Origin of the sequence: Pseudomonas sp. NPDC089395 (genome assembly GCF_044749525.1) — a bacterium.
In the GTDB taxonomy this organism is placed as follows: domain Bacteria; phylum Pseudomonadota; class Gammaproteobacteria; order Pseudomonadales; family Pseudomonadaceae; genus Aquipseudomonas.
Window position 1 is genome coordinate 428,962 of record NZ_JBIVID010000002.1, and the last position, 23,952, is coordinate 452,913.

The following is a 23,952-nucleotide window of genomic DNA, read 5'->3' on the forward strand; positions in this document are numbered from 1 at the left end:
TTTCTGGCTGCGTGTTGCCTCGGCTGTACTCGCATTACCTGACAAGTCTCGGCCCTGTCAGAATCAGCCTTTCATGCAAAAGATGCCACTGACATTTTCTCGGGGCAACTACTCAACCCTCCCGCACCGGCCTCTCAGCCCAATGAGTTCAGGGCCTGGGCCGCAAACGCATGCGAGCGTAAACGTGCCAGCGGATCGTGAATTCGGCAATCGATCATGAGTTCATCGGCACGCGTCTGCGCTAAAAGCGAGCGCAGCCCTTTCCTTACCCGCTGCGGACCACCGGCGATGGTGCAGGCCATCACCTGTTCAAGTACCGCGCGTTCCTCAGCTGGCAGGCTGTCGACATACCCTTCCTGAGGGCTGGGCAGCAGGCCAAAACGGCCGACGTGCAGGTCCAGCATCCACTTGCGATGCGAACTGGCATGGTAATCGGCTTCAGCGTTGGTGGCGGCGGCAAACAGATTCACCCCCACCATCACATAGGGCTTGGCCAGCTGTGCGGACGGCTGGAAGTTCGCCCGGTAATGGGCGATGGCCTGCAGCAAGAACCGCGGCGCGAAGTGCGAGGCGAAGGCATAAGGCAAGCCCAACTTGGCAGCAAGGTCGGCGCCAAACAGGCTGGAGCCGAGGATCCACACCGCCACTTCATGCGTACCAGGCACGCCGCGCACCTGGCGCTTGCCGTTGTCGGCCAGGTAGTCGCGCAGTTCGCCGATGTCCTGGGCAAAATCACGCTCCGGGGCGGCGCCGCGCAAGGCCCGCACGGTCGGCCCGGAGGTACCGGGCGCGCGGCCAAGGCCCAGGTCGATACGGCCAGGGTGCAGGGTGTCGAGGGTGCCGAACTGCTCGGCGACCACCAGCGGTGCATGGTTGGGCAGCATGATGCCGCCGGCACCGACACGGATCTGTTTCGTGGCGTTGGCAATCTCGTTGATCACAAGCGACGTGGCGGCCGAACCGATGCCGGGCATGTCATGGTGCTCGGCGATCCAGTAGCGGCTGTAGTCATGCTGCTCGACATGGCGAGCCAGTTGGCGGGATTCTTCGATCGCGTCGGCGAAGGTCTTGCCCTCGCCGATCATGACCAGATCCAGTACGGACAGGGCTGTCATGGGGTCTCCAGATGGATTATCAGTGACGCCAGTGTCCGCGCTGGTTCGCCTGGGATAAACCCGGCCTCAGGCCCCACATACGGGACGTGTAGTCCCCAATCAGTCTTCCCAGGGCACGCCTTGTTCCCAGGTTGCCACCAGTAGGTCGATGAATCCGCGTACCCGTGGCGACAGGTGCCGCTTGCTTGGGTACACCACCCGGATCGGATCCGCAGGGGGCCGATAGCTGTGCAGCACCTCCACCAGCGTGCCGGCCCGCAGGTCGTCGCCGGTGATGTAGGTTGGCAGGTGAATCAGGCCGAAACCGGCTCTGGCACCGTCGAGCATCGCCTCGGAGCTGTCGATGTTCAGCCGCCCGGGCTCTTCGCACAGGTGCAGCCCTTCGGCGGTGTGGAAACGCCACGGCATCGACTTTTCGCCCGACAGGAAGGTGATCTTGTCATGCGCGTAGAGGTCCGCCGGCACCTGTGGCACGCCGTGCTGGCGCAGGTAGTCGGGCGAGGCGCAGGTGACGAACTGCTGCCAGGCCACCGTGCGGGTCAGTAACTGCGAGTCTTCCTTGGGCACGCCGATGCGCACCGCGACGTCCACGCCCTCTTCCACCAGGTCGACGAAACGGTCGGTGAAGCGAATGTCGGCACGTAGCGCCGGCCACTGCTTGAGGTAGTCATCGAGAATCGGCAGCACATGGCGTTGGCCGAACGACAGCGGCGCGGTCAGGCGCAGGGTTCCGGTGGGTTTGCCACGGCGCTGGGCCATGGTGCTTTCCACCTCGTCGAGGTCGTCGAGAATCTGCCGCCAGCGCTCGTAGGCCACCAGGCCCTCATCGGTCAGGCTGAGTTTGCGCGTGGTGCGATTGAGCAGGCGCACGGCCATGCGCGCTTCCAGGCGGGCGATGCTCTTGCCTACGGCCGAGCGGGTCAGCCCCAGGCTTGCCGCTGCGGCGGTGAAGCTGCCGGCCTTCACGGCGCTGACGAAGGCGGCGATGTCGCCGAAGCGGTTGGGTTCCATGACGGGCTCCTGCAGGTAATCAAGACCCGCTTAGATGGGTACGAATCGGCGGCAGTGCAAGGATTCACATCAGTGCTTTGATGACCAGCAGATGCACAGGGTAGAACAGGTAGCCCCAGCGCCGCACGGCAGGCACATGCCAATGGTCGAGCCTCAGCAGCAGGCAACCGAAGGGGATGGCCAGTAGCGCAGCGGCCATCGTCAGCATGGTGATCGGCGCCAGAAGGTGCCCGCGCAGCCAGCTGTTGGTCAGGTTGGCCGCCACCGCCAACAGGCAGGGCAACAACCAAGTCAGGCCCCCCAGACGACGTGCCAGCAACCAGCCCGCCGGCAGAAGCACACCTGGCAGGCCATACATCAGCTGCTGGCTGCACAGCAGCCCCAGCAAAGCGGCAGCAAGTCCGCTCAGGCGAGCCCACAGCGCGGTATGCTGCACGCCCCAGGCGAACAGCAGGCCCAGCGCCAGTGTCGGTATCACGCTGAACGTCTGTGTGTCTGTGTCCAGCCAGCGATAGGGCCCTTCGGACAGCATGGCGAAGACGAACATCCAGCCGAAATAACGTGCAGGGATGCCTTGGGTGCGCGCCACGTTGACGGCAATGGCCAGGCAGAACAGCGGAAAAGCCAGCCGTCCGACAATGAACAGGCCATCGGCGGCCGGCCACAGGAACCGCAGATGGTCGGCGACCATGGCCAGGATCGCCACCCACTTGACCAGGTCCAGGCCCGCCGAGCGCATGCGTCAGCGCCCGGGCTCGGTGGCCTGGCCCATGTACCGGGTGGTCCAGGCCGCCAAGGGCAGCGGCGGTTGCTGATCGAGGATGCGTCGCCAGATCAAGGTCAGGTCGTGGCGGTCGAACATCGGGCCGCCCCCCGCCCCCACCCAGCGGCTCGGCGTATCGGCAACCCAGTGCCCCTGGCTGTCGCGATGGGCCATGTTGAAACGGAAGGTGTAGTTGCCAGGGATGCCCATGCGCAAGTCGGTGACCACCAGCGCATTGCCAATCTGGTCGTAGCGCAACCAGTTATCGGTGAACCAGCGCAGGCGCTGCAGCAAGGGCTCACCCTTGATCGCATCGCCGGCCTCCAGGTTCAACGGCAGACGCTGCATCTCCGGCGGCTCCCGGTCGAACCAGCTACTGACACCTTCGTAGTAATAACCATCCGGAGTCTTGGCCAGCACCCGCCATACCAGGCTGTTGAAGGCTATCGGCACGGCACGCACCTCGCTTGCAACGACACCTTGTTGATCGAGGGCAGCCTGGAAGCGCTGTTCGGCGGCCATGCGCCCGACCAGGCCAAAGCCCAGATAAGCAGTACTGAACAGCAGCGCCAGGCTCATGTAACGCAGCGCCTTGCCGTTCACACCCTTGACCGCGGTGTAGAGCACCGCCGCCAGCAGCGGCACGGTGTAGAGCGGGTCGATGATGAACACCGCCGCCCAACTGAGCGGGGTGGACTGCAACGGCCAGAACAACTGGGTGCCGTATACCGTGAAAGCATCCAGGATCGGGTGGGTCACCAGCACCAGCCAGAAGGCCAGGAACAGCCGTGGCAGCGTGTAGCCCTTGGCGGGCCAGCGCGTTCGTCCGAGCCAGTCGACCAACACGGCCAGCAGCAAGGCAAGGCCCGTCAGGACGAAGATCGAGTGAGAGAACCCCCGGTGATAGGTCATCTGCGATACCGGGTCGGCATAGCGGATGACCACATCGAGGTCCGGCACGCTGCCCAGAGCGGCGCCGTAGATGAGCGAGCGACGGCCCTGGAGGCGGCCGAGCACCGTGCCTTGGAGGGCGGCGCCTAGAACGGCTTGGGTGATGGAGTCCAAGGGAAGGCATCCTGAAGAGGCGATGTAGGAAACCTAACCCTGCGAAGTGGGATGGTGCAAATGCGGTGTGTGACAACAGATAGCAAGTTCGCCTGATGGCCCTATCGCCGCGGTTCGTCGCCACGACAAGCCGGCTCCCACAGATTCATCACCGTATGTGGAACTGTGGCATTCCTGTGGGAGCCGGCTTGCCGGCGATAGGGCCGGTGATCGCTCAGAACAACTGCCAGGTGTACACCAGCGTCAACCGGTTCTCATCGATATCCGTGCGGTAATTTGACCGCGCCATGGCATTGCGCACGCGAATCCCCAGCCCTTTGAGCACCCCGCCCTGCACCGCATAGCCGATATCCAGGTCGCGCTCTCGATCCTTGCCTTCATAACCCAACCCGGTATCGACGTTATTGCCGGTGATGTAGCGCACCGTCGCCGTCAGCCCCGGAATACCCATGGCTGCGAAGTTGTAGTCGTAGCGCAGCTGATAGGAACGCTCGTCGGTGTAGGCGAACTCATAGGTCGGGACCTCGTTGCCCAAAGGCGAAATGTTGGCAAATACCCGCGGAAACGGGCTGTCGCCATAGATGCCCTGGTAGCCCACGTGGAAGCTGTGGCCACCGCGCTTGGCGGTCAGCAGCGAAAAGAATGCCTGGTTGTCGATGTTGCCCAGCAACGCATCCCCGTCCTCCCGTGCCGTGAAGTAGCCCAGGTTGGCACTAAGCACCCAGTCCCCCACAGGCTTGCTGTGCTTGAAACCGAGAAAGCCCTGCTCGTAGATGTCCTCAAGCTGCCCGTACCACAGGCTGACACTGCTCTGGTTGGCGTTGAACGCGTAGTCGCCCCCCAGGTAGTTGAAGCCATCGCTCTCGGCCTGGCGCTGTGGCACGTGGCCGAGCATGGCGCTCATCTTGCCGTCGCCGCCCTCGTTGCGCAGGTGCGTCGTCCTGAGGTGCCCGGCCTGCACCGTCATTCCCTCCAGCTCCGACGAGCTCAGGCTGACGCCCTGATAGGTCGGTGGCAGCAGGCGGATATCGCTGAAGGTCAGCACTGGCAGGTTGGGCTGCAACTCGCCGATGCGCAGTTCGCTCTTCGACAGCCTGGCCTTGAAAGTCGGTGCCAGGCGGCTGTACTCGTCTGCGGCGCGGCCATCGCCGTGCACCGGCAGCAGGCCGGTATTCACGCGGTCCGGGCTGCTGTCGAGCTTGATGCCAAGCAGGCCCAGCGCGTCCACGCCAACGCCGACGGGGCCTGGCGTGTAACCAGATTTGAAGTCGAGGATGAAGCCTTGGGCCCACTCTTGGGCCTTGGACTGTTGATTGGCGCCGACAATGTCGGAGTAATCACGGCTGAAGTAGTAGTTGCGGGCGCTGAGGCTGGCCTTGGCATCCTCGAAGAAGCTGCTTTCGGCGGCCAGCAGCGGTTGGCTGAGCAAGGTCAGCCCAATGGCGACGCAAGGGGTTTGGTTCATTCCGAAGCTCTCTTGATCTTGTTTTTATGGATAAAGCGTTGGGAATACGGCGGTCTCAGGGGTTGCGGCGCAGGGCCTCCATGGTTTGTGGCCGGCGCACGCCGAGCAGCGCATGGGCCAGCAGGCCGAACAACAGCCCCCAAAACGCGGCCGACAGGCCAAGGAAGGACACGCCCGAAGCGGTGACCAGAAAGGTGAACAACCCGGCATCGCGTTCGCGGGGCTCAGCCAGGCTACGCACCAGCGCCTCGCTGATGGCGCCGTACAAGGCAAGGCCGGCCAGTGCGGCGATCAGTGCGGCAGGAAAAGCTGCGAACAGCGACATCAGCGTTGCCCCGGCAATACCCAGCAGCAGGTACAGCACACTGCCCGCGACGGCCGCGACATAGCGCCGACGCGGGTTTTCATGGGCCTCAAAGCCGGTGCACAGGCTGGCAGTGACCGCCGCGAGATTCAGGCCATGGCAACCGAACGGCGCCAGCAACGCGCCGCCAACAGCACTTGCGCTGATCAACGGGCTGGCCGGCGTGACGTAGCCGGCATTGCGCAGCACCGCCATGCCCGGCATGAACTGCCCGGTCAATGCCACCAGGACCATCGGCAACGCCAGGCTGAAGACCGCCGCCAGGCTGAACTGCGGGGTGATCCACTGGGGCGAGGCCAGCTCAAGGACCAGTGCCTCGCTTCGGAACGCGCCGATGGCAAAGGTCACGACGGCGCCGACACCCAGCACTGCGGCCACCGCGTAGCGCGGCTGCAGCCTGCGCATCAGTACGTAGGTGACGAACATGGCCAGCACCAGCCCCGGCTGTAGCGGCAGCGCACGGAACACTTCGCTGCCGAAACTGAACAGGATGCCGGCCTGCATGCCGGCGGCGATCGAACCGGGCAGGCGCGCGATGATGCGGTCGAAGGCCCCGCTGATGCCGATCAGCAGCAGGACCAGGTTGGCGATCAGGTACGCGCCCACCGCCTGCTCCAGGCCAAGCTGGGGCAAGGCGCTGACCAGCAGTGCGGAGCCTGGGATCGACCAGGCGATCACTACCGGTACGCGGTAGTGCAGGCTGAGGACGGCGCCCAGCACGGCGCTGCCCATGGACACGGCCCAGACCCAGGAAGACAACACGCCGTGGGACAGGCCGGCGGCTTCGGCGGCGTGGAAGATGATGACCAGCGGGCCGGCGTAGGAAATCATCGTCGCGATGCAGCCGGCGATGATGGCGGACAGGGAGCAGTCCTTGATCAGGGTTTTCATGGGGCCTCGCGCAGGGCATCGGCCGGCCTCGGTGGCTGGCGCGCTTGTTCTTGTGGTGCCTGCTTCGCGGGACAAGCCCGCTCCCACAGGTATGACGCCGTTTTCAGGTGCAGCGGTGACCCTGTGGGAGCGGGCTTGTCCCGCGAAGCAGTCAGCGCGGTGCGTCAGGCCTCCTGCAACGCCCGAGGCCGCCCACTGCGCTGCTCATCAGCGCTCTCCTGCGCCTTCTGCAACTGGAAGTCGAAATTCAACTCGGCATACCGCCCCTCGACGCCCTCATGAAACACCACCTCCCCCACCAACCCATCCCGCGTGGCATAGGCAAAGTCATCCCACAGGTACTTGTCCCCCGACAGGTTGATCTGCGTGGTCAGGTGCCGGTGCCCAGGCGCCGAGATGAAGAAATGCACATGCGCCGGCCGCTGGCCGTGGCGACCGAGCAGGTCGAGACATTCCTGGGTCGGCCCCTGCGGGTCGCAGCCATAGCCCGACGGCACGATGGAGCGTGCCCGGTAGCGGCCCTCGGCATCGGTGACGATGCGCCGGCGCAGGTTGTATTCGGACTGGCTCTGGTCGAAGAACGAATAAGTGCCACGGGTGTTGGCATGCCACAGGTCGACGGTGGCACCGGCCAGCGGCTGGCCGGCGGGGTCGAGTACCTGGCCTTCGAGGAACATGACCGTGGCCACGCCCTCCTCGCTGCCATCGTCCATGCGCACTTCGCCCTCGGCCAGAGGTGCACCGGCCACATACAGCGGGCCTTCGATGGTGCGCGGAGTGCCGCCGGCAAGGCCGGCTTCGGCGTCCTTGGCATCCTGCAGCAGGTCGAGGAAGTGCTCGATGCCCAGGCCCGCCACCAGCAGCCCGGCCTCCCCGCGCCCGCCCAGGCGGTTGAGGTAGTCCACCGCATGCCAGAACTCGTCCTCGCTGACCTCCAGGTCTTCGATCAGGCGCGCGGTATCCTGCAGCACGCGCTGAATGATGCGCTTGAGGCGCGGGTTGCCCTCGTCATTGCCAAAGCCTGCGGCTTCTTCGAAAAACGTCTGTACATCGCCAGTGTGGGAAATCTTCACGGTCATGGTTGCGTACCTCTTGTTCTTGTGCGGATGAAAGTCAGCGGTCGTCGGCGTGGATCGACGAAGGGTGGCGGCACAGGCCGTCGACCTCGATGTCCATGTACGGGAACAGCGGCAGCTGCATCAGCGTGTCGTGCAGCGCCTCGACGCTGGGCACGTCGAACACGCTGTAGTTGGCGTAGTGCCCGGCGATGCGCCACAGGTGGCGCCAGGTGCCCTCGCGCTGCAGACGCTGGGCCAGTTCCTTCTCGTCGGCCTTCAGTTGCGCGGCCTTGGCCGGGTCCATGTCGACCGGCAGTTTCACGGTCATCTTCACGTGGAACAGCATGGGGTTCTCCTTTTCGGTTATCGGCGGGCGAAGCGCGCAAGGCGCACTTCATCCAGGCTCAGGCCCAGGCCCGGGGTACGCGGCACATGCAGCTGGAAGTCGTGGTACTGCGGCGGCTCGTTGACGATCTCTTCGGTCAGCAGCAGCGGGCCGAACAGCTCGGTGCCCCAGGTCAATTGGCGCAGGGTGAGGAAGGCGTGGGCCGAGGCCAGGGTGCCGACCGAGCCTTCGAGCATGGTCCCGCCGTACAGGGCGATACCGGCCGCCTCGGCGATCTGCGCGGTGCGCAGCACGGCGCGCGGACCGCCGTTCTTGGCGATTTTCAGGGCGAAGATGCTGGCGGCGCCATCGGCGGCCAGGCTGAAGGCGTCCTCGACGCTTTCGATGGATTCGTCGGCCATGATCGGCGCCGGGCTGCGCTGGTTCAGGCGGATCTGCCCGCCGCGGTTGATGCGCGAAATCGGCTGCTCGATCAGGTCGATGCCGTTGTCGCCCAGCACCTGGCAGGCGCGAATGGCCTGGGACTCGTCCCAGTACTGGTTGACGTCGACCCGCACGCTGGCGCGCTCGCCCAGCTCACGCTTGATCGCCACCACGTGCTTGAGGTCCTGCTCCAGCGGGTTGGCGCCGATCTTCAGCTTGAACAGCCGGTGGCGGCGGATTTCCAGCATGTGCTCGGCCTCGGCGATGTCGCGGGCGGTGTCGCCGCTGGCCAGGGTCCAGGCCACTTCCAGGCTGTCGCGCACGCGCCCGCCGAGCAGTTCGCTGACCGGCAGGCCCAGGCGCTTGCCCTGGGCGTCGAGCAGCGCGCTCTCGATGCCGGACTTGGCGAAGGTGTTGCCCTTGGCCAGCTTGTCGAGCTTGAGCATGGCGGCGTTGATGTTGTCGGCCGGCAGGCCGATCAGCGCCGGCGCCAGGTGCGCGTCGATGTTGGCCTTGATGCCCTCCGGGCTTTCGTAGCCGTAGGCCAGGCCGCCGATGGTGGTGGCCTCGCCGAGGCCTTCCACGCCGTCGCTGCATTTCAGGCGCAGGACCACCAGGGTCTGCTGTTGCATGGTGTGCATCGCCAGCTTGTGCGGGCGGATGGTCGGCAGGTCGACGATGATCGCGTCCAGCCGTTCGATGGTCGGGCTTGTCATGCAAGGGCTCCAGTGAGTCAGTGAAAAGTCAGGCCGTCGCCGCCTGGGCCTGGCGCCGGCCGCTGGCCAGGTGCACGGCCATGGCCAGCGCGGCGATGGCGCCGGGGATGGCGAAGGCGATGAAGTTGAGTTGCAGCGGCAGGTTGATGCCCATCAGCGCCCCGCCCAGCAGCGGGCCGACGATGGCGCCGTTGCGGCCGATGCCCGAGGCCCAGCCCAGGCCGGTGGAGCGCACCGACAGGCCGTACAGCTGGGCGGCGCCGGCATACAGCAGGATCTGCGTGCCGATGGTGGTGGCGCCGGCGATGAAGATCAGCAGGTACAGCACCGGCATCGGGCTGTTGACGCCCAGCAGGCTGATCGACAACGCTGCCGCCAGGAAGAACGCGACCTTGACCTTGACCAGGTTGTAGCGGTCGCCCAGCCAGCCGCCAAGGATCGCCCCGGCCATGCCGCCGAAGTTCAGGGCCAGCAGGAACGACAGGCTCGAACCCAGGCTGTAGCCGGCGTTGGCCATCAGTTTTGGTAGCCACGAGCTGAGCGCGTAGACCATCAGCAGGCAGCAGAAGAACGCCAGCCATAGGGCCAGGGTGCGGGTGGCAAGGCCGTTGCGGAACAGGTCGAGGACCGAGGCGCCAGTACCTTTGCGGTCGCTTGCTTGCAATTGATCATCCGGCTGCACATCGCAGTCCGGGTCCAGGCGTTTGAGCAGTTTGCGGGCCTCGCGGGTGCGCCCTTGGCGCACCAGAAAGCCAATTGACTCGGGCAGGTAGTAGAGAATCACCGGCAACAGCAGCAGCGGGATGGCAGCGGCGAAGAACATCGACTCCCAGCCGAAGCGCGGCAGCATGAAGATACCGACCCCCGCCGACAGCATGCCGCCCAGCGAATACCCACTGAACATGATCGCCACCAGGGTGCTGCGCAGGCGCTTGGGCGCGTATTCGTTCATCAGCGCCACGGCGTTGGGCATCAGGCCGCCGCAGCCAAGGCCCGCGATGAAACGGTAGATGCCAAATTCGCTCGGGCTGCTGGCGAAGCCATTGAGGATGGTCGCCCCCGAGAACAAGGCGAAACAGATGGCGATGCCTTTCTTGCGCCCGATGCGGTCGGCCAGGCTGCCAAAGGCCAGCGCGCCGAACATCATGCCGAACAGCGCGTAGCTGCCCAGGGCACCGGCCTGCAACGGGGTCAGGCCCCACTCTTTCATGATCACCGGCAAGACCACGCCGTAGATGAACAGGTCATAGCCGTCGAAGATCAGCAGCAGGCCGCACCAGGCCATGACCCTCCAGTGGAAGCGGCTGAAGCGGGCATTGTCGATGATCGGGTGCACGTCGAGTGTTCGCATGGCATCTGTCTCTCTTGTTGTTTTTGTGGAGAAATAGCGTGCTGGAAATGCTCAGCCGAGGTCGCCGCCGCCTACCGGCAGGGTTACGCCGGTGATGTAGGAGGCCTCGTCGGACGCCAGGAAGAGGATCGCGCCGACCTGTTCGTCGATGCTGCCGTAGCGGTGCATCAGGCTGCTGCTCAAGGTCTGGTCGACGATCTGCTGGTACCAGGCCTTGTCCTGTTCGCTCTGCTCGGCGGTGTTGCGCGGCACCCGCCGCGCCGGTGCCTCGGTGCCGCCGGGTGCGGTGGCGTTGACGCGAATGCCACGGCCGGCAGTTTCGAAGGCCAGGCACGCGGTGAGTGCGTTGACGCCGCCCTTGGCCGCGCCGTAGGGCACGCGATTGACGCCACGGGTGGCGATGGACGAGACATTGACGATGGCGCCGCTGCCGCGTTCGAGCATGTACGGCAGCGCGGCGTGGCAGCACCACAGGGTGGGGAACAGCGAGCGGCGTACTTCGGCCTCTATCTGCTCCACCTCGTAGTGTTCGAACGGTTTTGCCCAGATAGTGCCGCCTACGTTGTTGACCAGGATGTCGAGGCGGCCGAAGGTTTCGACCGCCGTGGCCATGACCCGGGCGCAGTCGGTGTGCTGTTCGAGGTCGGCGGTGAGGGTCAGCATGCCTTCGCCTGCCAGTTCGTGGACCAGTTCGGAACGGTCGACTGCCACCACTTGCGCGCCCTCGGCCTTGAGCCGCCAGCACACGCCACGGCCGATGCCTTGGGCGGCACCGGTGACCAGGGCGACTTTCTTATGGAATCTTGAATTCATCGGTATTTCTCCATGCTGAGGGAAACCCTGTGGGAGCGGGCTTGTCCCGCGAAGCAGGCGCCACGGTGAATGGCACGGGCTGCGCCCGTGTTCGCGGGGCAAGCCCGCTCCCACAAAAGCAGCCCCGGTTAACCTCAAGCCGCTGCGGCAAACTTTTCGTAGTAGAAGTTGGCCGGGGTAATGCCCTGCTCGCGAACGTACTGGCTGACCGCCTCGACCATCGGCGGCGGCCCGCACAGGTACACATCGACATCGCCGTCATTGAGGTGGCGTGGCTCGATGTGCTGGGTCACGTAGCCCTTCTGCGGATACTGACTGTCGGGGTTGGCCACGCAGGCGCTGTAGGTGAAGTTGGGGATGCGCTCGGCCAGGGCCTGCAAGCGGTCCAGCTCGACCAGGTCGAAGTCGTTGGTGACCCCGTAGATCAAGTGCAGCGGGTGCTCGCTGCCCTGCTCGGCGATCTTCTCCAGCATCGCCGTGAACGGCGCCAGGCCCGTACCTCCGGCCAGCAGCAACAGCGGACGCTGGATCGGGCGCAGGTAGAAACTGCCCAGGGGGCCGGCCAGGCTCATGCTGTCGCCGGCCTTGGCCAGGCTGGTGAGGAAGCTGCTCATCAGTCCACCCGGCACGTTGCGGATCAGGAAACTGACCTCGCCATCCTTCTGCAGCGAGCTGAACGAATAGGCCCGGCTCTGCTCGCTGCCGGGCACCTTGAGGTTGACGTACTGCCCCGGCAGGAACGCCAGACGGCTCAGGGCCTCGCCCTTGATCGACAAGGCAATGGTGCTGGCCGACAGTTGGCGCACGTCACTGATGGCCGCTTCGAAGCTGGCCTGTTCGGTCTTGCACAGCTGCGAGGACGCCGGGATGCGCACCACGCAGTCGCTTTCGGCGCGCATCTGGCAGGTCAGCACGTAGCCGTCGGCGATCTCCTCCTCGCTCAGGGCGTCTTCGATGAAGTTGTCGCCCAGGTCGTAACGCCCGGATTCGGCCTTGCACTTGCAGGTGCCGCAGGCGCCGTCGCGGCAGTCCAGTGGGATGTTGATGCCTTGGCGGTAGGCGGCGTCGGCCACGGTTTCATGGCCGCTGGCCTCGATGAAGCGGGTGACCCCGTCTTCGAAATTAAGCGCGATCTGGAAGCTCATGTTGCACCTCGCGGGCGAGGCTGGCCACGGCGCGCCAACAGGCACACCGGGCAGCTCGCGTTGCCTCGATTCAGATGTGGTAGATGTCGATGACCTGACGCACGTAGTCGTTCTTCAGCACCACCTTCTTCGCCAGGATCAGCGGCTGCTCGCCGCGCAGGTCGAGGGTGTAGTAGCTGGTGCCGAAGTAGCTGTCGGTGGTCTTGTAGCGAAAGCTCAGGGTGTGCCAGTTGAAGCGCACCTGGCAGCTGCCCTCGCCCTGCTCGACGATCTCGATGTTGCTGAGGTTGTGCGAGGTGCGGGTGTCCGGCACGGTGGCGCTGGAACGCTCGGTCTTGATGCGGAACACCCGGTCCTCAAGGCCTCCCCGGTTGCCGTACCAGATCAGCGAGATCTCGCTCTGCGGGTCCTCGGTGAGGCGGTCGTTGTCGTCCCACGACGGCATCCAGAAGCTGGCGTCGCTGGCGTACAGCTCCAGCCACTGGTCCCACTGGGCATCGTCCAGGTAGCGCGCTTCGCGGTAGAGGAAGTCGCGCACGGTTTCATAAACGCTCATTGCACGGCCTCCACGGGGATCAGTCGCTGTTCGTCTTTGAGCGCCTGGATCATGGTTTCCTGCCAGTACTTGTGCTGCAGCACGAACAGGCCCTCATCCTCGGTGCGCAGGCCCGACAGCAGTGGCTTGAGTTCGATTTCCCGGGCGGCCTCGTCGGCGCCCTCGACCCAGTGCGCGGCGCCGCGCGACATGTCGTTCCAGCCGGTGCCGCCGCCGTAGCCGGTCTGGCAGGAACGGAACTCCTCCAGGTCGTCCGGGGTGGCCATGCCGCTGACATTGAAGAAGTCTTCGTACTGGCGGATACGCTTGGCACGGGCATCGGCGCTCTCGCCTTTTGGCGCGATGCAGTAGATGGTGATCTCGGTCTTGTTCACCGAAATCGGCCGGGCGATGCGGATCTGCGAGCTGAACTGGTCCATCAGGTAGACGTTCGGGTACAGGCACAGGTTGCGCGAGTTCTCGATCATCCAGTCGGCACGGGCCTGGCCGAAGTCGGCGGCGAGCTGATCGCGGCGCTCGTAGGCGGGGCGATCCTCGGGGTTGGCCCAGCGGGTCCAGAGCAGCAGGTGGCCGTGGTCGAAGGAATAGAAGCCACCGCCCTGCTTGGCCCAGGCACCGGCACTCATGGTCTTGATCTCGTCACCCGCCTCGCGCTGCTTGCGCTGGTTTTGGGTGGCGGCGTAGTTCCAGTGCACGGAACTGACGTGGTAGCCGTCGGCACCGTTCTCGGCAGTGAGTTTCCAGTTGCCTTCGTAGATGTACGAACTGGCACCGCGCAGCACTTCCAGGCCTTCGGGCGACTGGTCGACGATCATGTCGATGATCTTGGCCGACTCGCCCAGGTGCTCGACCAGGGGTTTGACGTCGGCGTTGAGGCTGCCGAACAAAAAGCCCCGGTACGACTCGAAACGGGCGACCTTGGTCAGGTCGTGGGAGCCGTCGCAATTGAAGCTGTCCGGGTAGCCGGCGTTGCTCGGGTCCTTGACCTTGAGCAGCTTGCCGCTGTTGTTGAAGGTCCAACCGTGGAACGGGCAGGTATAGCTTGAGCGGTTGCCGCGCTTATGCCGGCAGAGCATGGCGCCGCGGTGGCTGCAGGCGTTGAGGAAGGCATTGAGCTCACCGTCCTTGTTGCGCGCGATGAAGATCGGCTGGCGCCCGATGGTCAGGGTGAGGAAGTCGTTTTTCTCGGGGATCTGGCTTTCGTGGGCCAGGTAGATCCAGTTGCCCTCGAAGATGTGCTTCATCTCCAGGTCGAACAGGCGTGGGTCGGTGAACATCTCGCGCTTGCAGCGGTAGATGCCTTGTTCACGGTCGTCCTCGAGCATGGCATTGAGGTAGTCGATTCCCAGGGACATGGCCAGGGTCTCCATTGTTATTGTTCAGACCGGGTCAGGTTAGGGCGAGCGGCTTGGCGGCAATATCCGCTGGTTGCAAAGCGCTATCCGTTTTCTGCAAGCCAAGGCACAAATGATCGACCCCATAGCATTTATCCATTGAACGCGGCCCATCACCTGAAGTAAGCTCGGGCTCATTCACTGGAGAGCAACATGCCGAAACACACCCGCAACCACGCCAACCACACCGGTCGCACCCTGCGCCCTGTGCTGGCCGTTGCCGGCTGCAAGGCACCTGCTGGCTTTTATTTTGGGTATTGGTTTAGCCACTAGGCGCCGATACCCACACGGCGCCCACCTTCGAGGGGCCGCCGAACATGAGAATACTCAAACCCCCGGTCGGCTCCCCGACCGGGGGTTTTGCTTTTCAGGCCTTTGACAATTACCGATTCACTTTGAGGACAGATTCATGAACTACGCCACTTATTACTACGCAAGCACCTACGCCTGGCGATTTAGCCAATCCCGTTCGGGCCAGCCTGCCGCCTCCGATCGGTCCATCACCGGTGGCAACGCTGCAGACAATCAATCAACGACTAGTCGAACACCTCGATAGGGCCGACCACGCGGGCCAGAACCCGCTGTCCGCCCAGGGAACCTACGCCATGCACGCTTCGAACCTCGCTCTGCCCCTGACCCAACCGCAGGCTGCCAACACCACCGTCAGCCAGCGCCTGCCCAGCCCGCACCTGCTCAAGCAGCAGATGCCGCTGACCACTGAACTCGCCCAGCAAGTCCACAGCCACCGCCAGGCTATCCGTGACATTCTCGAAGGCCGAGATGAACGCTTGCTGGTGATCGTCGGCCCTTGCTCGATCCACGACCCACGTTCGGCCCTGGAATACGCCGACCGCCTGGCCGCCCTCAGCCGCGAAGTCGGCGACAAGCTGCTGCTGGTGATGCGCGCCTACGTGGAAAAGCCGCGTACCACGGTGGGCTGGAAGGGCCTGGCCTACGATCCGCACCTGGACGGCAGCGACGACATGCATGCCGGCATCGCCCTGTCCCGTGGCTTGATGCTGAACATGATCGAACGCGGCCTGCCGATTGCCACCGAACTGCTTCAGCCAATGGCGGCCGGCTACTTCGATGACCTGCTGGGCTGGGCGGCGATTGGCGCGCGCACCACCGAGTCGCAGATCCACCGGGAAATGGTCAGTGGCCTGCAACTGCCGGTCGGCTTCAAGAACGGCACCGACGGTGGCGTGGCGATTGCCTGCGATGCCATGCGCAGCGCAGCAGCCCCGCACCGCCACTTCGGCATGGATGCCCAGGGCCACCCGGCGATCATCGAGACCCTGGGCAACCCGGACACCCACCTGGTGCTGCGCGGCGGGCACAAAGGCCCGAACTACGATGCCACCAGCATTGCCCAGGCTCGCCAAGGGCTGGCCAAGGCGGGTTTGCAGGCGCGGATCATGGTCGACTGCAGCCACGCCAACAGCGGCAAGGATCCGGCGCGGCAACCGGCCGTGTTCGAAGAGGTGCTGGCCCAGCGTCTGGCCGGCGACAGCTCGATTGTCGGGGTGATGCTCGAAGGCCACCTGTTCGACGGCTGCCAGGCACTGGGCAAGGGCCCGTTGAAGTACGGCGTATCGATCACCGACGGTTGCCTGGGCTGGACGGCGACCGAAACCCTGCTGCGCGGCGCAGCCGCGAGCTTGTAGGAGACACGCGGCAAGCCTTGCGAGACATTTCCCAAGCAAGTGCGCTAGGCTTGCCCTTTTCACCCCAAGGAGTAGTACCCATGGCACGCGCCACTGCCCGCCACATCCTCGTTAGCTCTGAAGAGAAGTGCAACGAACTGAAAGCCCAGATCGAAGCCGGTGCCGACTTCGCTGAAATCGCCAAAGCCAACTCCACCTGCCCGTCCAGCCGCCAAGGCGGTGACCTGGGCTCGTTCGGTCCGGGCCAGATGGTCAAGGAGTTCGACACCGTGGTCTTCAGCGCGCCGCTGAACACCGTGCAAGGCCCGGTCAAGACCCAGTTCGGCTACCACCTGCTGGAAGTGACCAGCCGTCAGGACTGATCGGCTGACATCGCTGATGGCCCTATCGCCGGCAAGCCGGCTCCCACAGAGACCGCGCGGCTTTCAAGGCCTGCAGCTGACCTGTGGGAGCCGGCTTGCCGGCGATGGGGCCTTGGCATGGCTCCTGCTAGTGTGCGCAAGCATCACCGCCCAGGCCGCCCCTACCCACGCCCTCACCGTCTACGGTGAAGCCCCCCGCTACACCGCGAGCTTCCGCCACTTCGACTACGTCAACCCCGACGCCCCCAAGGGCGGCTTGATGCGCCGGTCGGCCATCGAGATTGGCCAGTTCGACCACATTCTTCCCTATATCGACAAAGGCACCGGCGTCAGCGAGGTCGATGGCTGGCTGTATGCACCGCTGGCCGTGCGCTCGTTCGATGAGCCCTACACCGTCTATGGCCTGATTGCCCAGCGCATGGAACGGGGCCCGGATGACGCCTGGCTGCGCTTCGAGATCGACCCACGGGCCACGTTCGCCGATGGCAAGCCGGTGCGTGCCGAAGACGTGCGCTTCACCTTCGACAAGCTGATGGCCCAGGGCAGCCTCAAGTACCGTACCCAGTTCGCCGATGTCGCCGGCGTCACGGTGGAGGGTGCCCACCGGGTTCGCTTCGACCTCAAGCAACCCCACGGCCGTACCCTGGCCCTGGACCTGGCGAGCCTGCCGGTGCTGCCCGAGCACGACTGGCCCGACCGCGACTTCGCCAACGGCGCCGGCTTCGCCAAGCCGGTCGGCAGTGGCCCCTACCGTATCGGCCGCATCGACAACGGCCGCAGCATCACCTTCGAGCGCGACCCGAACTGGTGGGCCCGGGACCTGCCGGTCAGCCGCGGCCGCTACAATTTCGAACGCATTCGCATCGAGTACTTCGGCGACACCGAAGTCGCCCGCCAGGTGCTCAAGGGTGGCGGCTACGACTACAACCGCGAATTCTCCGCCACCGCCTACACGCTCGGTTACAACGGCGCGCAACTGGACGACGGCCGCTTGCAGCGTGCCCACCTGGGCCCGGCCAAGCCGCAAACCGCCCAGGGCTTCGTGTTCAACCTCGACCAGCCACCGTTCAAGGATCGCCGCGTGCGCCAGGCACTGGCCATGCTCTGGGACTTCGAATGGAGCAACCGGCAGATGATGCGCAATATGTACATCCGCCAGCAGAGCGTGTTCGCCAATACCCCGCTGGCCGCCCGCGCGCTACCGGACGCCGAGGAACTGAAACTGCTCGAACCCTTGCGTGGCAAGGTGCCTGACGAGGTGTTCACCCAGGTGTTCAGCGCACCGGTCACCGATGGCTCGGGCATTATCCGCGCGCAACAGCTGCAGGCCCTCGCCCTGTTGCAACAGGCGGGCTGGAACCCCGACGGTGATCGCCTGGTGAACGCCGAGGGCCAGCCACTGGCATTCACCTTCCTCAACGGCCAGTCCGGCATGGAGCGTCTGCTGCTGCCCTGGAAACGCAACCTGGCGCAGATCGGTATCACCCTGAACATCCGCAATGTCGACTCGGCCCAGTACATCAACCGGGTGATGGCACGCGACTACGACATGATCGTCACCGGCTACCCGGTCACCCTGTCGCCGGGCGCGGAGATGTACAACTACTTCGGCTCCGCCGCGGCCCGCGACCCGGGCTCGAACAACCTGATGGTGCTGCAGGACCCGGCGGTGGACCGCCTGGTCGACGGCCTGGTCCGCGCCAGCACCCAGGCCGACATGCTGCGCCACGCCCATGCCCTGGACCGGGTGCTGCAGTGGAACTACTACTGGGTGCCCAACTACTACCCGCCCGGCAGCTCGACCGTGTGGTGGAACCGCTTCGGCCTGCCCAAGGTCCAGCCCGCCTATGACGAGGGACTGGACAGCTGGTGGGAGATCAGCCCGGACGCCCTGACCAACGAGCAAATGGCCGAACGCCTGAAGGCCACGCCATGACCGCCTACATTCTGCGCCGCCTGCTGCTGATCATTCCCACGTTGCTGGCGATCCTGCTGGTCAATTTCGCCATCGTCCAGGCCGCGCCGGGCGGCCCGGTTGAGCAGGCTGTCGCACGCTTGCAAGGCCTGGGCGGGGGCGCACCGGGTGCCCGCGCAGAGGTGGTGCACAGTGAGTCTCGTGCCACCCGGGGCCTGGACCCGAAGCTGATCGAGGAGATCAAGCGCCAGTACGGCTTCGACAAGTCTGCTGGCGAGCGCCTGTGGCTGATGCTCGGCCAGTACGCCCGGCTGGATTTCGGCCAGAGTTTCTTTCGCGGTGCCAAGGTCACCGACCTGATCCTCGACAAGCTGCCGGTGACCTTGTCGCTGGGCTTCTGGGCCACGCTGATCACTTACCTGGTGTCGATCCCGCTGGGCATCCGCAAGGCGGTGCGCCACGGTAGTCGCTTCGATGCCTGGAGCAGTGCGCTGATCGTGATCGGCTATGCCCTGCCCTCGTTCCTGTTCGCCCTGTTGCTGATCGTGCTGTTCGCCGGCGGCACCTCGTTGAACTGGTTCCCGGTGCGCGGGCTGGTGTCGGAGGACTTCGACCAACTGAGCCTGCTGGGCAAGCTCGCCGACTATTTCTGGCACCTGGTGCTGCCCGTCGGGGCGCTGGTGATCGGCGGCTTCGCCACCCTCACCCTGCTGACCAAGAACGCCTTTCTCGACGAAATTTCCCGCCAGTACGTGGTCACCGCCAAGGCCAAGGGCCTGAGCGAACGGCGCGTGCTCTACGGCCATGTGCTGCGCAACGCCATGCTGCTGGTGCTGGCCGGGTTGCCGCAGGCGCTGATTACCGTGTTCTTTGCCGGCTCGCTGCTGATCGAGGTGATCTTCTCGCTCGATGGCCTGGGCCGTCTGAGCTATGAGGCGGCGGTATCACGTGATTATCCGGTGGTATTCGGCACCTTGTTCATCTTCACCTTGGCGGGCTTGTTGATCCGCCTGATCGGCGACCTGTCCTATACCCTGCTCGACCCACGCATCGACTTCGACGCGAGGACGCACTGATGCTCTCGCCGGTTTCCCGTCGCCGCCTGCAACGCTTTCGCCGCAACCGCCGTGGCTGGATATCGCTCTGGCTGTTCGCCGGCCTGTTGCTGCTGAGCCTGGGCGCGGAACTGGTGGCCAACGACAAACCGCTGTTGCTTGGCTACAAGGGCGAACTGTACGTCCCGGCACTCAAGCGCTACACCGAGCAGCAGTTCGGCGGCCAGTTGCCGTTCCAGCCGGACTACCGGAGTGCTTATGTCCGCCAGCTGATCGAGGGCCAGGGCGGCTGGATGCTGTTCGCGCCGATCCCGTTCAGCGCCGACACGCCCAACTACGATCTGCAGGTGCCCACCCCGAGCCCGCCGAGCACCCGCAATTGGCTGGGTACCGATGACCAGGGCCGCGACGTACTGGCGCGGGTGCTCTATGGCACGCGGATATCACTGCTGTTCGCCTTCGCCTTGACCGTGGTCAGCGTGCTGGTGGGCGTGGTCGCCGGCGCCCTGCAGGGCTATCACGGTGGCTGGGTCGACTTGCTGGGCCAGCGCCTTTTGGAGGTGTGGTCGGGGTTGCCGGTGCTGTACCTGCTGATCATCCTCAGTGGCTTCGTCGAGCCGGACTTCTGGTGGCTGCTGGGGATCATGGCGCTGTTCTCCTGGTTGACCCTGGTCGATGTGGTGCGCGCCGAGTTCCTGCGTGGACGCAACCTGGAATACGTGAAGGCTGCGCGCGCGCTGGGGCTACCAGACAGCCAGGTGATGCTGCGGCATATCCTGCCCAATGCGATGAATGCCACCCTGACCTATGTGCCGTTCATGCTCACCGGCGCGATCACCACGCTGACGGCGCTGGATTTCCTGGGCTTCGGCATGCCGGCCGGGAGTGCTTCGCTGGGCGAGCTGGTGACCCAGGGCAAGCAGCACCTGGAGGCGCCATGGCTGGGCTTCACCGCGTTCTTTGCACTGGCGGTGATCCTGTCGCTGCTGGTGTTCATCGGCGACGCTTTGCGCGAGGCGTTCGACCCAAGAAGCTGACTGTCCAAGAAGCTAAGTCCAAGGAGATGTTTGCATGACACTCAAAGGCAAGACTGCACTGGTTACCGGCTCCACCAGCGGCATCGGTCTGGGGATTGCCCAGGCACTGGCGCGCGCCGGCGCGAATATCCTGCTCAACGGGTTCGGCGACCCGAAACCGGCCTTGGCCGCCATTGCCGAGCACGGGGTGAAGGTTGTGCACCACCCGGCCGACCTGTCCGACGTGGCGCAGATCGAGGCGCTGTTCGCCTTGGCCGAACGGGAATTCGGCGGCGTCGACATCCTCGTCAACAACGCCGGCATCCAGCATGTGGCGCCGGTCGAGCAGTTCCCGGTGGAAAGCTGGGACAAGATCATCGCCCTGAACCTGTCGGCCGTGTTTCATGGCACGCGCCTGGCCCTGCCCGGCATGCGTGCGCGCAACTGGGGGCGGATCGTCAACATTGCCTCGGTGCACGGGTTGGTCGGTTCCACCGGCAAGGCGGCGTATGTGGCTGCCAAGCATGGGGTGGTTGGCCTGACCAAGGTGGTGGGCCTGGAAACCGCTACCAGCAACGTCACGTGCAACGCCATCTGCCCGGGTTGGGTGCTGACCCCGCTGGTGCAGAAGCAGATCGACGATCGCGCCGCCAAAGGCGTCGACACGCAACAAGCACAAGAGGATCTGCTGGCAGAGAAGCAACCGTCATTGTCCTTCGTCACCCCCGAGCACCTGGGCGAGCTGGTACTATTCCTGTGCAGCGAGGCCGCAAGCCAGGTCCGCGGCGCCGCCTGGAACGTCGATGGCGGCTGGTTGGCCCAATGACGGGTAGCCTGGGCCTGGCGGCGGCCTTGCACCCGTTCAATTGCAAGGAGGCCCTATGCGCCCAACCCAAATGTCCGCGATGTTCGCCCTGGCCCTGGCGGCTGCCGCCCCGGTGATGGCCGCCAGCCTGAAAGACGTCGCGCCCTACCCTGAGGCCGAAAAAGGCTTTAGCCGGCAGGTGATCCACCTGCCGGCACAGGCCGATGAGTCGGCCCACAAGCTTGAAATTCTGGCGGGCAAGACCTTGCAGGTCGACTGCAACCGTCAACGCCTGGCAGGCAGCCTGGAGGAACGTACCCTGGAAGGCTGGGGCTACACCTACTACCGCCTGGACAAGGTCGGCGGCCCGGCCAGCACCCTGATGGCCTGCCCGGATGGCGAGAAAACCGAGGCATTCGTGCCTGTGGTCGGCGAAGGTTTCATGCTGCGCTACAACAGCAAGTTGCCCGTCGTGGTCTATGTGCCGGACGGCGTGGAAGTACGCTACCGCGTATGGTCGGCCTCCGAGGACGTGCAAAAGGCCAAGGCGGAGTAAGCATCCCCGCTATCCTGTAGGAGCGGATTCATCCGCGAAGAGGCCGTGAATTCACCGCCCACTTCGCGGGTGCCACTGTCCGCCAGCCCCGCCCCTACAGGGCCCGGCCCCACGTCTGGAGGTTCGGCATGAACGACGTGCTCTGGCGCCCCTCCCCGGCGCAGATCAAAGCCAGCCGGATGGATGCCTTCCGCCGCTGGGTCAACCTGCGCTACAACCTGCAGCTCGATGACTACGCTGACCTGCACCGCTGGAGCATCGAGCACCGTGCAGCCTTCTGGCAGACCCTTGCCGACTATTTCCAGGTCCTTTGGCATACCCCGCCCACCCAGGTGCTCAGCGAAGGCGCGCAGATGCCCGATGCCCGCTGGTTCGCCGATGCCACGTTGAACTTCGCCGAACACCTGTTGCGCCGCCGTGACGACCGCCCAGCCGTGACTGCCGTGCGCGAGGACGGCCGGCGCCGGTCCTTCAGCCATGCGCAGCTGGCCGCCGAGGTCGCCGGGTTGCAACAGGCTTTCAGGGCCATGGGCATCGTGCCGGGGGACCGCATTGCCGCGGTGATGCCCAATACCTGGGAAACCCTGGTCGCGATGCTGGCCTGCACAAGCCTCGGCGCGGTCTGGTCGGGTTGCTCGCCGGAGTTCGGCGTGCACGGCATCATCGACCGTTTTGGCCAGATCGAGCCGAAGCTGCTGATCGTCTGCGCGGGCTACCAATACGCCGGCAAGGTGATCGACCAGGTCGACAAGATCAACCAGGTCTGCGAGCAGCTGCCAGGACTGGCACATCTGATCGTGGTGGCCTACACCCGCGAGCACACCCGTGCCGAGGATTTCAATGCAGCCCAGGTCAGCCTCTGGGATGACGTCTACCAGCCAGGCGGTGCCCCCGTCTTCACCCCACTGCCGTTCGACCACCCGCTGTACATTCTCTATTCCAGCGGCACCACCGGCGTGCCCAAGTGCATCGTCCACCGGGCTGGCGGTGTACTGTTGCAGCACCTCAAGGAACACGGCTTGCACAACGACCTCAAGGCTGACGAGGTGCTGTTCTACTACACCACCTGTGGCTGGATGATGTGGAACTGGCTGGCCAGCGGCCTGGCCGTCGGCGCCACGCTGGTGCTGTATGACGGCTCGCCATTGCACCCAGGCGCCGAACGCCTGATGGACCTGATCGACGCCGAAGGCATCCACGCCTTCGGCACCAGCGCCAAGTACCTGGCCACCCTGGAACAGCAAGGCTTGCATCCAAGGCACAGCCATCGCCTGGACACCTTGAGGCTGTTGCTCTCCACGGGCTCGCCGCTGTCGCCCCACACCTATGACTACGTGTACGGCAAGATCAAGGGCGACCTGTGCCTGGCGTCGATGTCAGGCGGCACCGACATCGTGTCTTGCTTCGTGCTGGGCAACCCGACCCTGCCGGTGCGCCGTGGCGAGATCGCCTGCAAGGGCCTGGGCATGGCCGTGGAGGTCTGGAACGAGCATGGTCAGCCGGTGATTGAAGAAAAAGGCGAGCTGGTGTGTACCCGCAGCTTCCCATCGATGCCCCTTGGGTTCTGGCATGACGAGGATGGCAACCGTTATTTCGAGGCCTACTTCAGCCAGTTCCCCGGGGTCTGGGCGCAAGGCGACTATGCCGAACTTCGCGCCAGCGGCGGCATGGTCATCCATGGCCGCTCCGATGCCGTGCTCAACCCTGGTGGGGTGCGCATTGGCACGGCGGAAATCTACCGCCAGGTGGAAAAGGTCGAGCAGGTGCTGGAAAGCGTGGCCATCGGCCAGGATTGGCAAGGCGATGTCCGCGTGGTGCTGTTCGTGCGCCTGCGTGAGGGCCTGCAGCTCGACGAGCCGCTGCGCCAGCGCATTCGTCAGGTGATCCGCCAATACACCACCCCGCGCCATGTGCCGGCCGTGATCGTCCAGGTCAATGACATGCCGCGCACCGTCAGTGGCAAGCTGGTGGAGCTGGCCATCCGCAACGTGGTGCACGGCCTGCCCGTGAAGAATACCGACGCGCTGGCCAATCCCGAGGCGCTGGAGCAGTTTCGCGACCGCACGGAGCTGCGTGATCAGGCATAATGGCGGCCTTTTT

22 protein-coding genes are annotated in these 23,952 nt (G+C 64.8%); 8 read left to right on the forward strand and 14 right to left on the reverse strand.

Translation table 11 applies throughout. From position 1 onward, the window contains the following. Nucleotides 1-134: 134 nt before the first annotated feature. The 14 genes from ACIPZG_RS06955 to benA all read right to left on the reverse strand — a co-directional run bounded on the left by ACIPZG_RS06955 (nucleotide 135) and on the right by benA (nucleotide 14,437). Nucleotides 135-1,115: an LLM class flavin-dependent oxidoreductase gene (locus tag ACIPZG_RS06955; RefSeq protein ID WP_400711491.1), complete on the reverse strand. Its 981-nt coding sequence runs from the start codon at nucleotides 1,113-1,115 to the stop codon at nucleotides 135-137. A 99-nt stretch (nucleotides 1,116-1,214) separates the two neighbouring features. Then, a complete protein-coding gene (locus ACIPZG_RS06960) occupies nucleotides 1,215-2,126 on the reverse strand; it encodes a LysR substrate-binding domain-containing protein (RefSeq protein ID WP_400711494.1) in 912 nt (303 codons plus the stop codon). Nucleotides 2,127-2,190: 64 nt separating this feature from the next. Next, nucleotides 2,191-2,865 (reverse strand): TraX family protein, encoded by a 675-nt coding sequence (locus ACIPZG_RS06965; protein ID WP_400711497.1) that lies wholly within the window; start codon nucleotides 2,863-2,865, stop codon nucleotides 2,191-2,193. 3 nt (nucleotides 2,866-2,868) lie between these two features. Then, nucleotides 2,869-3,954: a metal-dependent hydrolase gene (locus ACIPZG_RS06970; RefSeq protein ID WP_400711500.1), complete on the reverse strand. Its 1,086-nt coding sequence runs from the start codon at nucleotides 3,952-3,954 to the stop codon at nucleotides 2,869-2,871. Between the two features lie 214 nt (nucleotides 3,955-4,168). Continuing rightward, nucleotides 4,169-5,419: an OprD family porin gene (locus tag ACIPZG_RS06975; protein WP_400711503.1), complete on the reverse strand. Its 1,251-nt coding sequence runs from the start codon at nucleotides 5,417-5,419 to the stop codon at nucleotides 4,169-4,171. Between the two features lie 55 nt (nucleotides 5,420-5,474). Continuing rightward, the gene (locus tag ACIPZG_RS06980; protein WP_400711506.1) at nucleotides 5,475-6,674 is read right to left on the reverse strand and encodes a benzoate/H(+) symporter BenE family transporter; all 1,200 of its coding nucleotides are present in this window, start codon (nucleotides 6,672-6,674) and stop codon (nucleotides 5,475-5,477) included. Between the two features lie 164 nt (nucleotides 6,675-6,838). Further along, nucleotides 6,839-7,753, reverse strand: coding sequence for a catechol 1,2-dioxygenase (gene catA / locus ACIPZG_RS06985; RefSeq protein ID WP_400711509.1), 915 nt, complete (start codon nucleotides 7,751-7,753; stop codon nucleotides 6,839-6,841). Between the two features lie 34 nt (nucleotides 7,754-7,787). Next, nucleotides 7,788-8,078: a muconolactone Delta-isomerase gene (catC, locus tag ACIPZG_RS06990; protein WP_008092782.1), complete on the reverse strand. Its 291-nt coding sequence runs from the start codon at nucleotides 8,076-8,078 to the stop codon at nucleotides 7,788-7,790. A gap of 17 nt (nucleotides 8,079-8,095) precedes the next feature. After that, complete coding sequence (locus tag ACIPZG_RS06995; protein ID WP_400711512.1) at nucleotides 8,096-9,217, reverse strand: muconate cycloisomerase family protein; 1,122 nt, start codon at nucleotides 9,215-9,217, stop codon at nucleotides 8,096-8,098. 28 nt (nucleotides 9,218-9,245) lie between these two features. Beyond that, nucleotides 9,246-10,568: an MFS transporter gene (locus ACIPZG_RS07000; protein WP_400711515.1), complete on the reverse strand. Its 1,323-nt coding sequence runs from the start codon at nucleotides 10,566-10,568 to the stop codon at nucleotides 9,246-9,248. Nucleotides 10,569-10,619: 51 nt separating this feature from the next. Beyond that, complete coding sequence (locus ACIPZG_RS07005) at nucleotides 10,620-11,381, reverse strand: 1,6-dihydroxycyclohexa-2,4-diene-1-carboxylate dehydrogenase (protein ID WP_400711518.1); 762 nt, start codon at nucleotides 11,379-11,381, stop codon at nucleotides 10,620-10,622. A 134-nt stretch (nucleotides 11,382-11,515) separates the two neighbouring features. After that, nucleotides 11,516-12,526 carry a benzoate 1,2-dioxygenase electron transfer component BenC gene (gene benC, locus ACIPZG_RS07010; protein ID WP_400711521.1) on the reverse strand — a complete coding sequence of 337 codons (1,011 nt, stop codon included), beginning with the start codon at nucleotides 12,524-12,526 and terminating at the stop codon, nucleotides 11,516-11,518. Nucleotides 12,527-12,596: 70 nt separating this feature from the next. Continuing rightward, nucleotides 12,597-13,082, reverse strand: a complete 486-nt coding sequence (benB, locus tag ACIPZG_RS07015; protein WP_400711524.1) for a benzoate 1,2-dioxygenase small subunit — start codon at nucleotides 13,080-13,082, stop codon at nucleotides 12,597-12,599. Next, a complete protein-coding gene (gene benA / locus ACIPZG_RS07020; protein WP_400711527.1) occupies nucleotides 13,079-14,437 on the reverse strand; it encodes a benzoate 1,2-dioxygenase large subunit in 1,359 nt (452 codons plus the stop codon). Before benA ends, benB begins: the two co-directional genes overlap by 4 nt. 644 nt (nucleotides 14,438-15,081) lie before the next feature. On the opposite strand from benA, the gene ACIPZG_RS07025 reads away from it, so the two are divergent. From ACIPZG_RS07025 to ACIPZG_RS07060, 8 genes are all read left to right on the forward strand, one after another. Continuing rightward, nucleotides 15,082-16,143: a 3-deoxy-7-phosphoheptulonate synthase gene (locus tag ACIPZG_RS07025; protein WP_400711530.1), complete on the forward strand. Its 1,062-nt coding sequence runs from the start codon at nucleotides 15,082-15,084 to the stop codon at nucleotides 16,141-16,143. 80 nt (nucleotides 16,144-16,223) lie between these two features. Then, nucleotides 16,224-16,505: a peptidylprolyl isomerase gene (locus ACIPZG_RS07030; protein WP_008095626.1), complete on the forward strand. Its 282-nt coding sequence runs from the start codon at nucleotides 16,224-16,226 to the stop codon at nucleotides 16,503-16,505. Nucleotides 16,506-16,521: 16 nt separating this feature from the next. Next, complete coding sequence (locus ACIPZG_RS07035; RefSeq protein WP_400711533.1) at nucleotides 16,522-18,441, forward strand: extracellular solute-binding protein; 1,920 nt, start codon at nucleotides 16,522-16,524, stop codon at nucleotides 18,439-18,441. Next, nucleotides 18,438-19,496, forward strand: coding sequence for a microcin C ABC transporter permease YejB (locus ACIPZG_RS07040; protein ID WP_400711536.1), 1,059 nt, complete (start codon nucleotides 18,438-18,440; stop codon nucleotides 19,494-19,496). The genes ACIPZG_RS07035 and ACIPZG_RS07040 overlap by 4 nt, the downstream gene beginning before the upstream one ends. After that, on the forward strand, nucleotides 19,496-20,512 hold the full coding sequence (locus tag ACIPZG_RS07045) for an ABC transporter permease (protein WP_400711539.1): 1,017 nt from the start codon (nucleotides 19,496-19,498) through the stop codon (nucleotides 20,510-20,512). Before ACIPZG_RS07040 ends, ACIPZG_RS07045 begins: the two co-directional genes overlap by 1 nt. A 34-nt stretch (nucleotides 20,513-20,546) precedes the next feature. Continuing rightward, entirely contained in the window at nucleotides 20,547-21,317 is a 771-nt protein-coding gene (gene hbdH / locus ACIPZG_RS07050) for a 3-hydroxybutyrate dehydrogenase (protein WP_400711542.1), read from the forward strand. A 55-nt stretch (nucleotides 21,318-21,372) separates the two neighbouring features. Further along, complete coding sequence (eco, locus tag ACIPZG_RS07055; protein WP_400711545.1) at nucleotides 21,373-21,852, forward strand: serine protease inhibitor ecotin; 480 nt, start codon at nucleotides 21,373-21,375, stop codon at nucleotides 21,850-21,852. Between the two features lie 128 nt (nucleotides 21,853-21,980). Next, nucleotides 21,981-23,939, forward strand: coding sequence for an acetoacetate--CoA ligase (locus ACIPZG_RS07060; RefSeq protein WP_400711548.1), 1,959 nt, complete (start codon nucleotides 21,981-21,983; stop codon nucleotides 23,937-23,939). The last annotated feature ends 13 nt before the right edge of the window (nucleotides 23,940-23,952 follow it).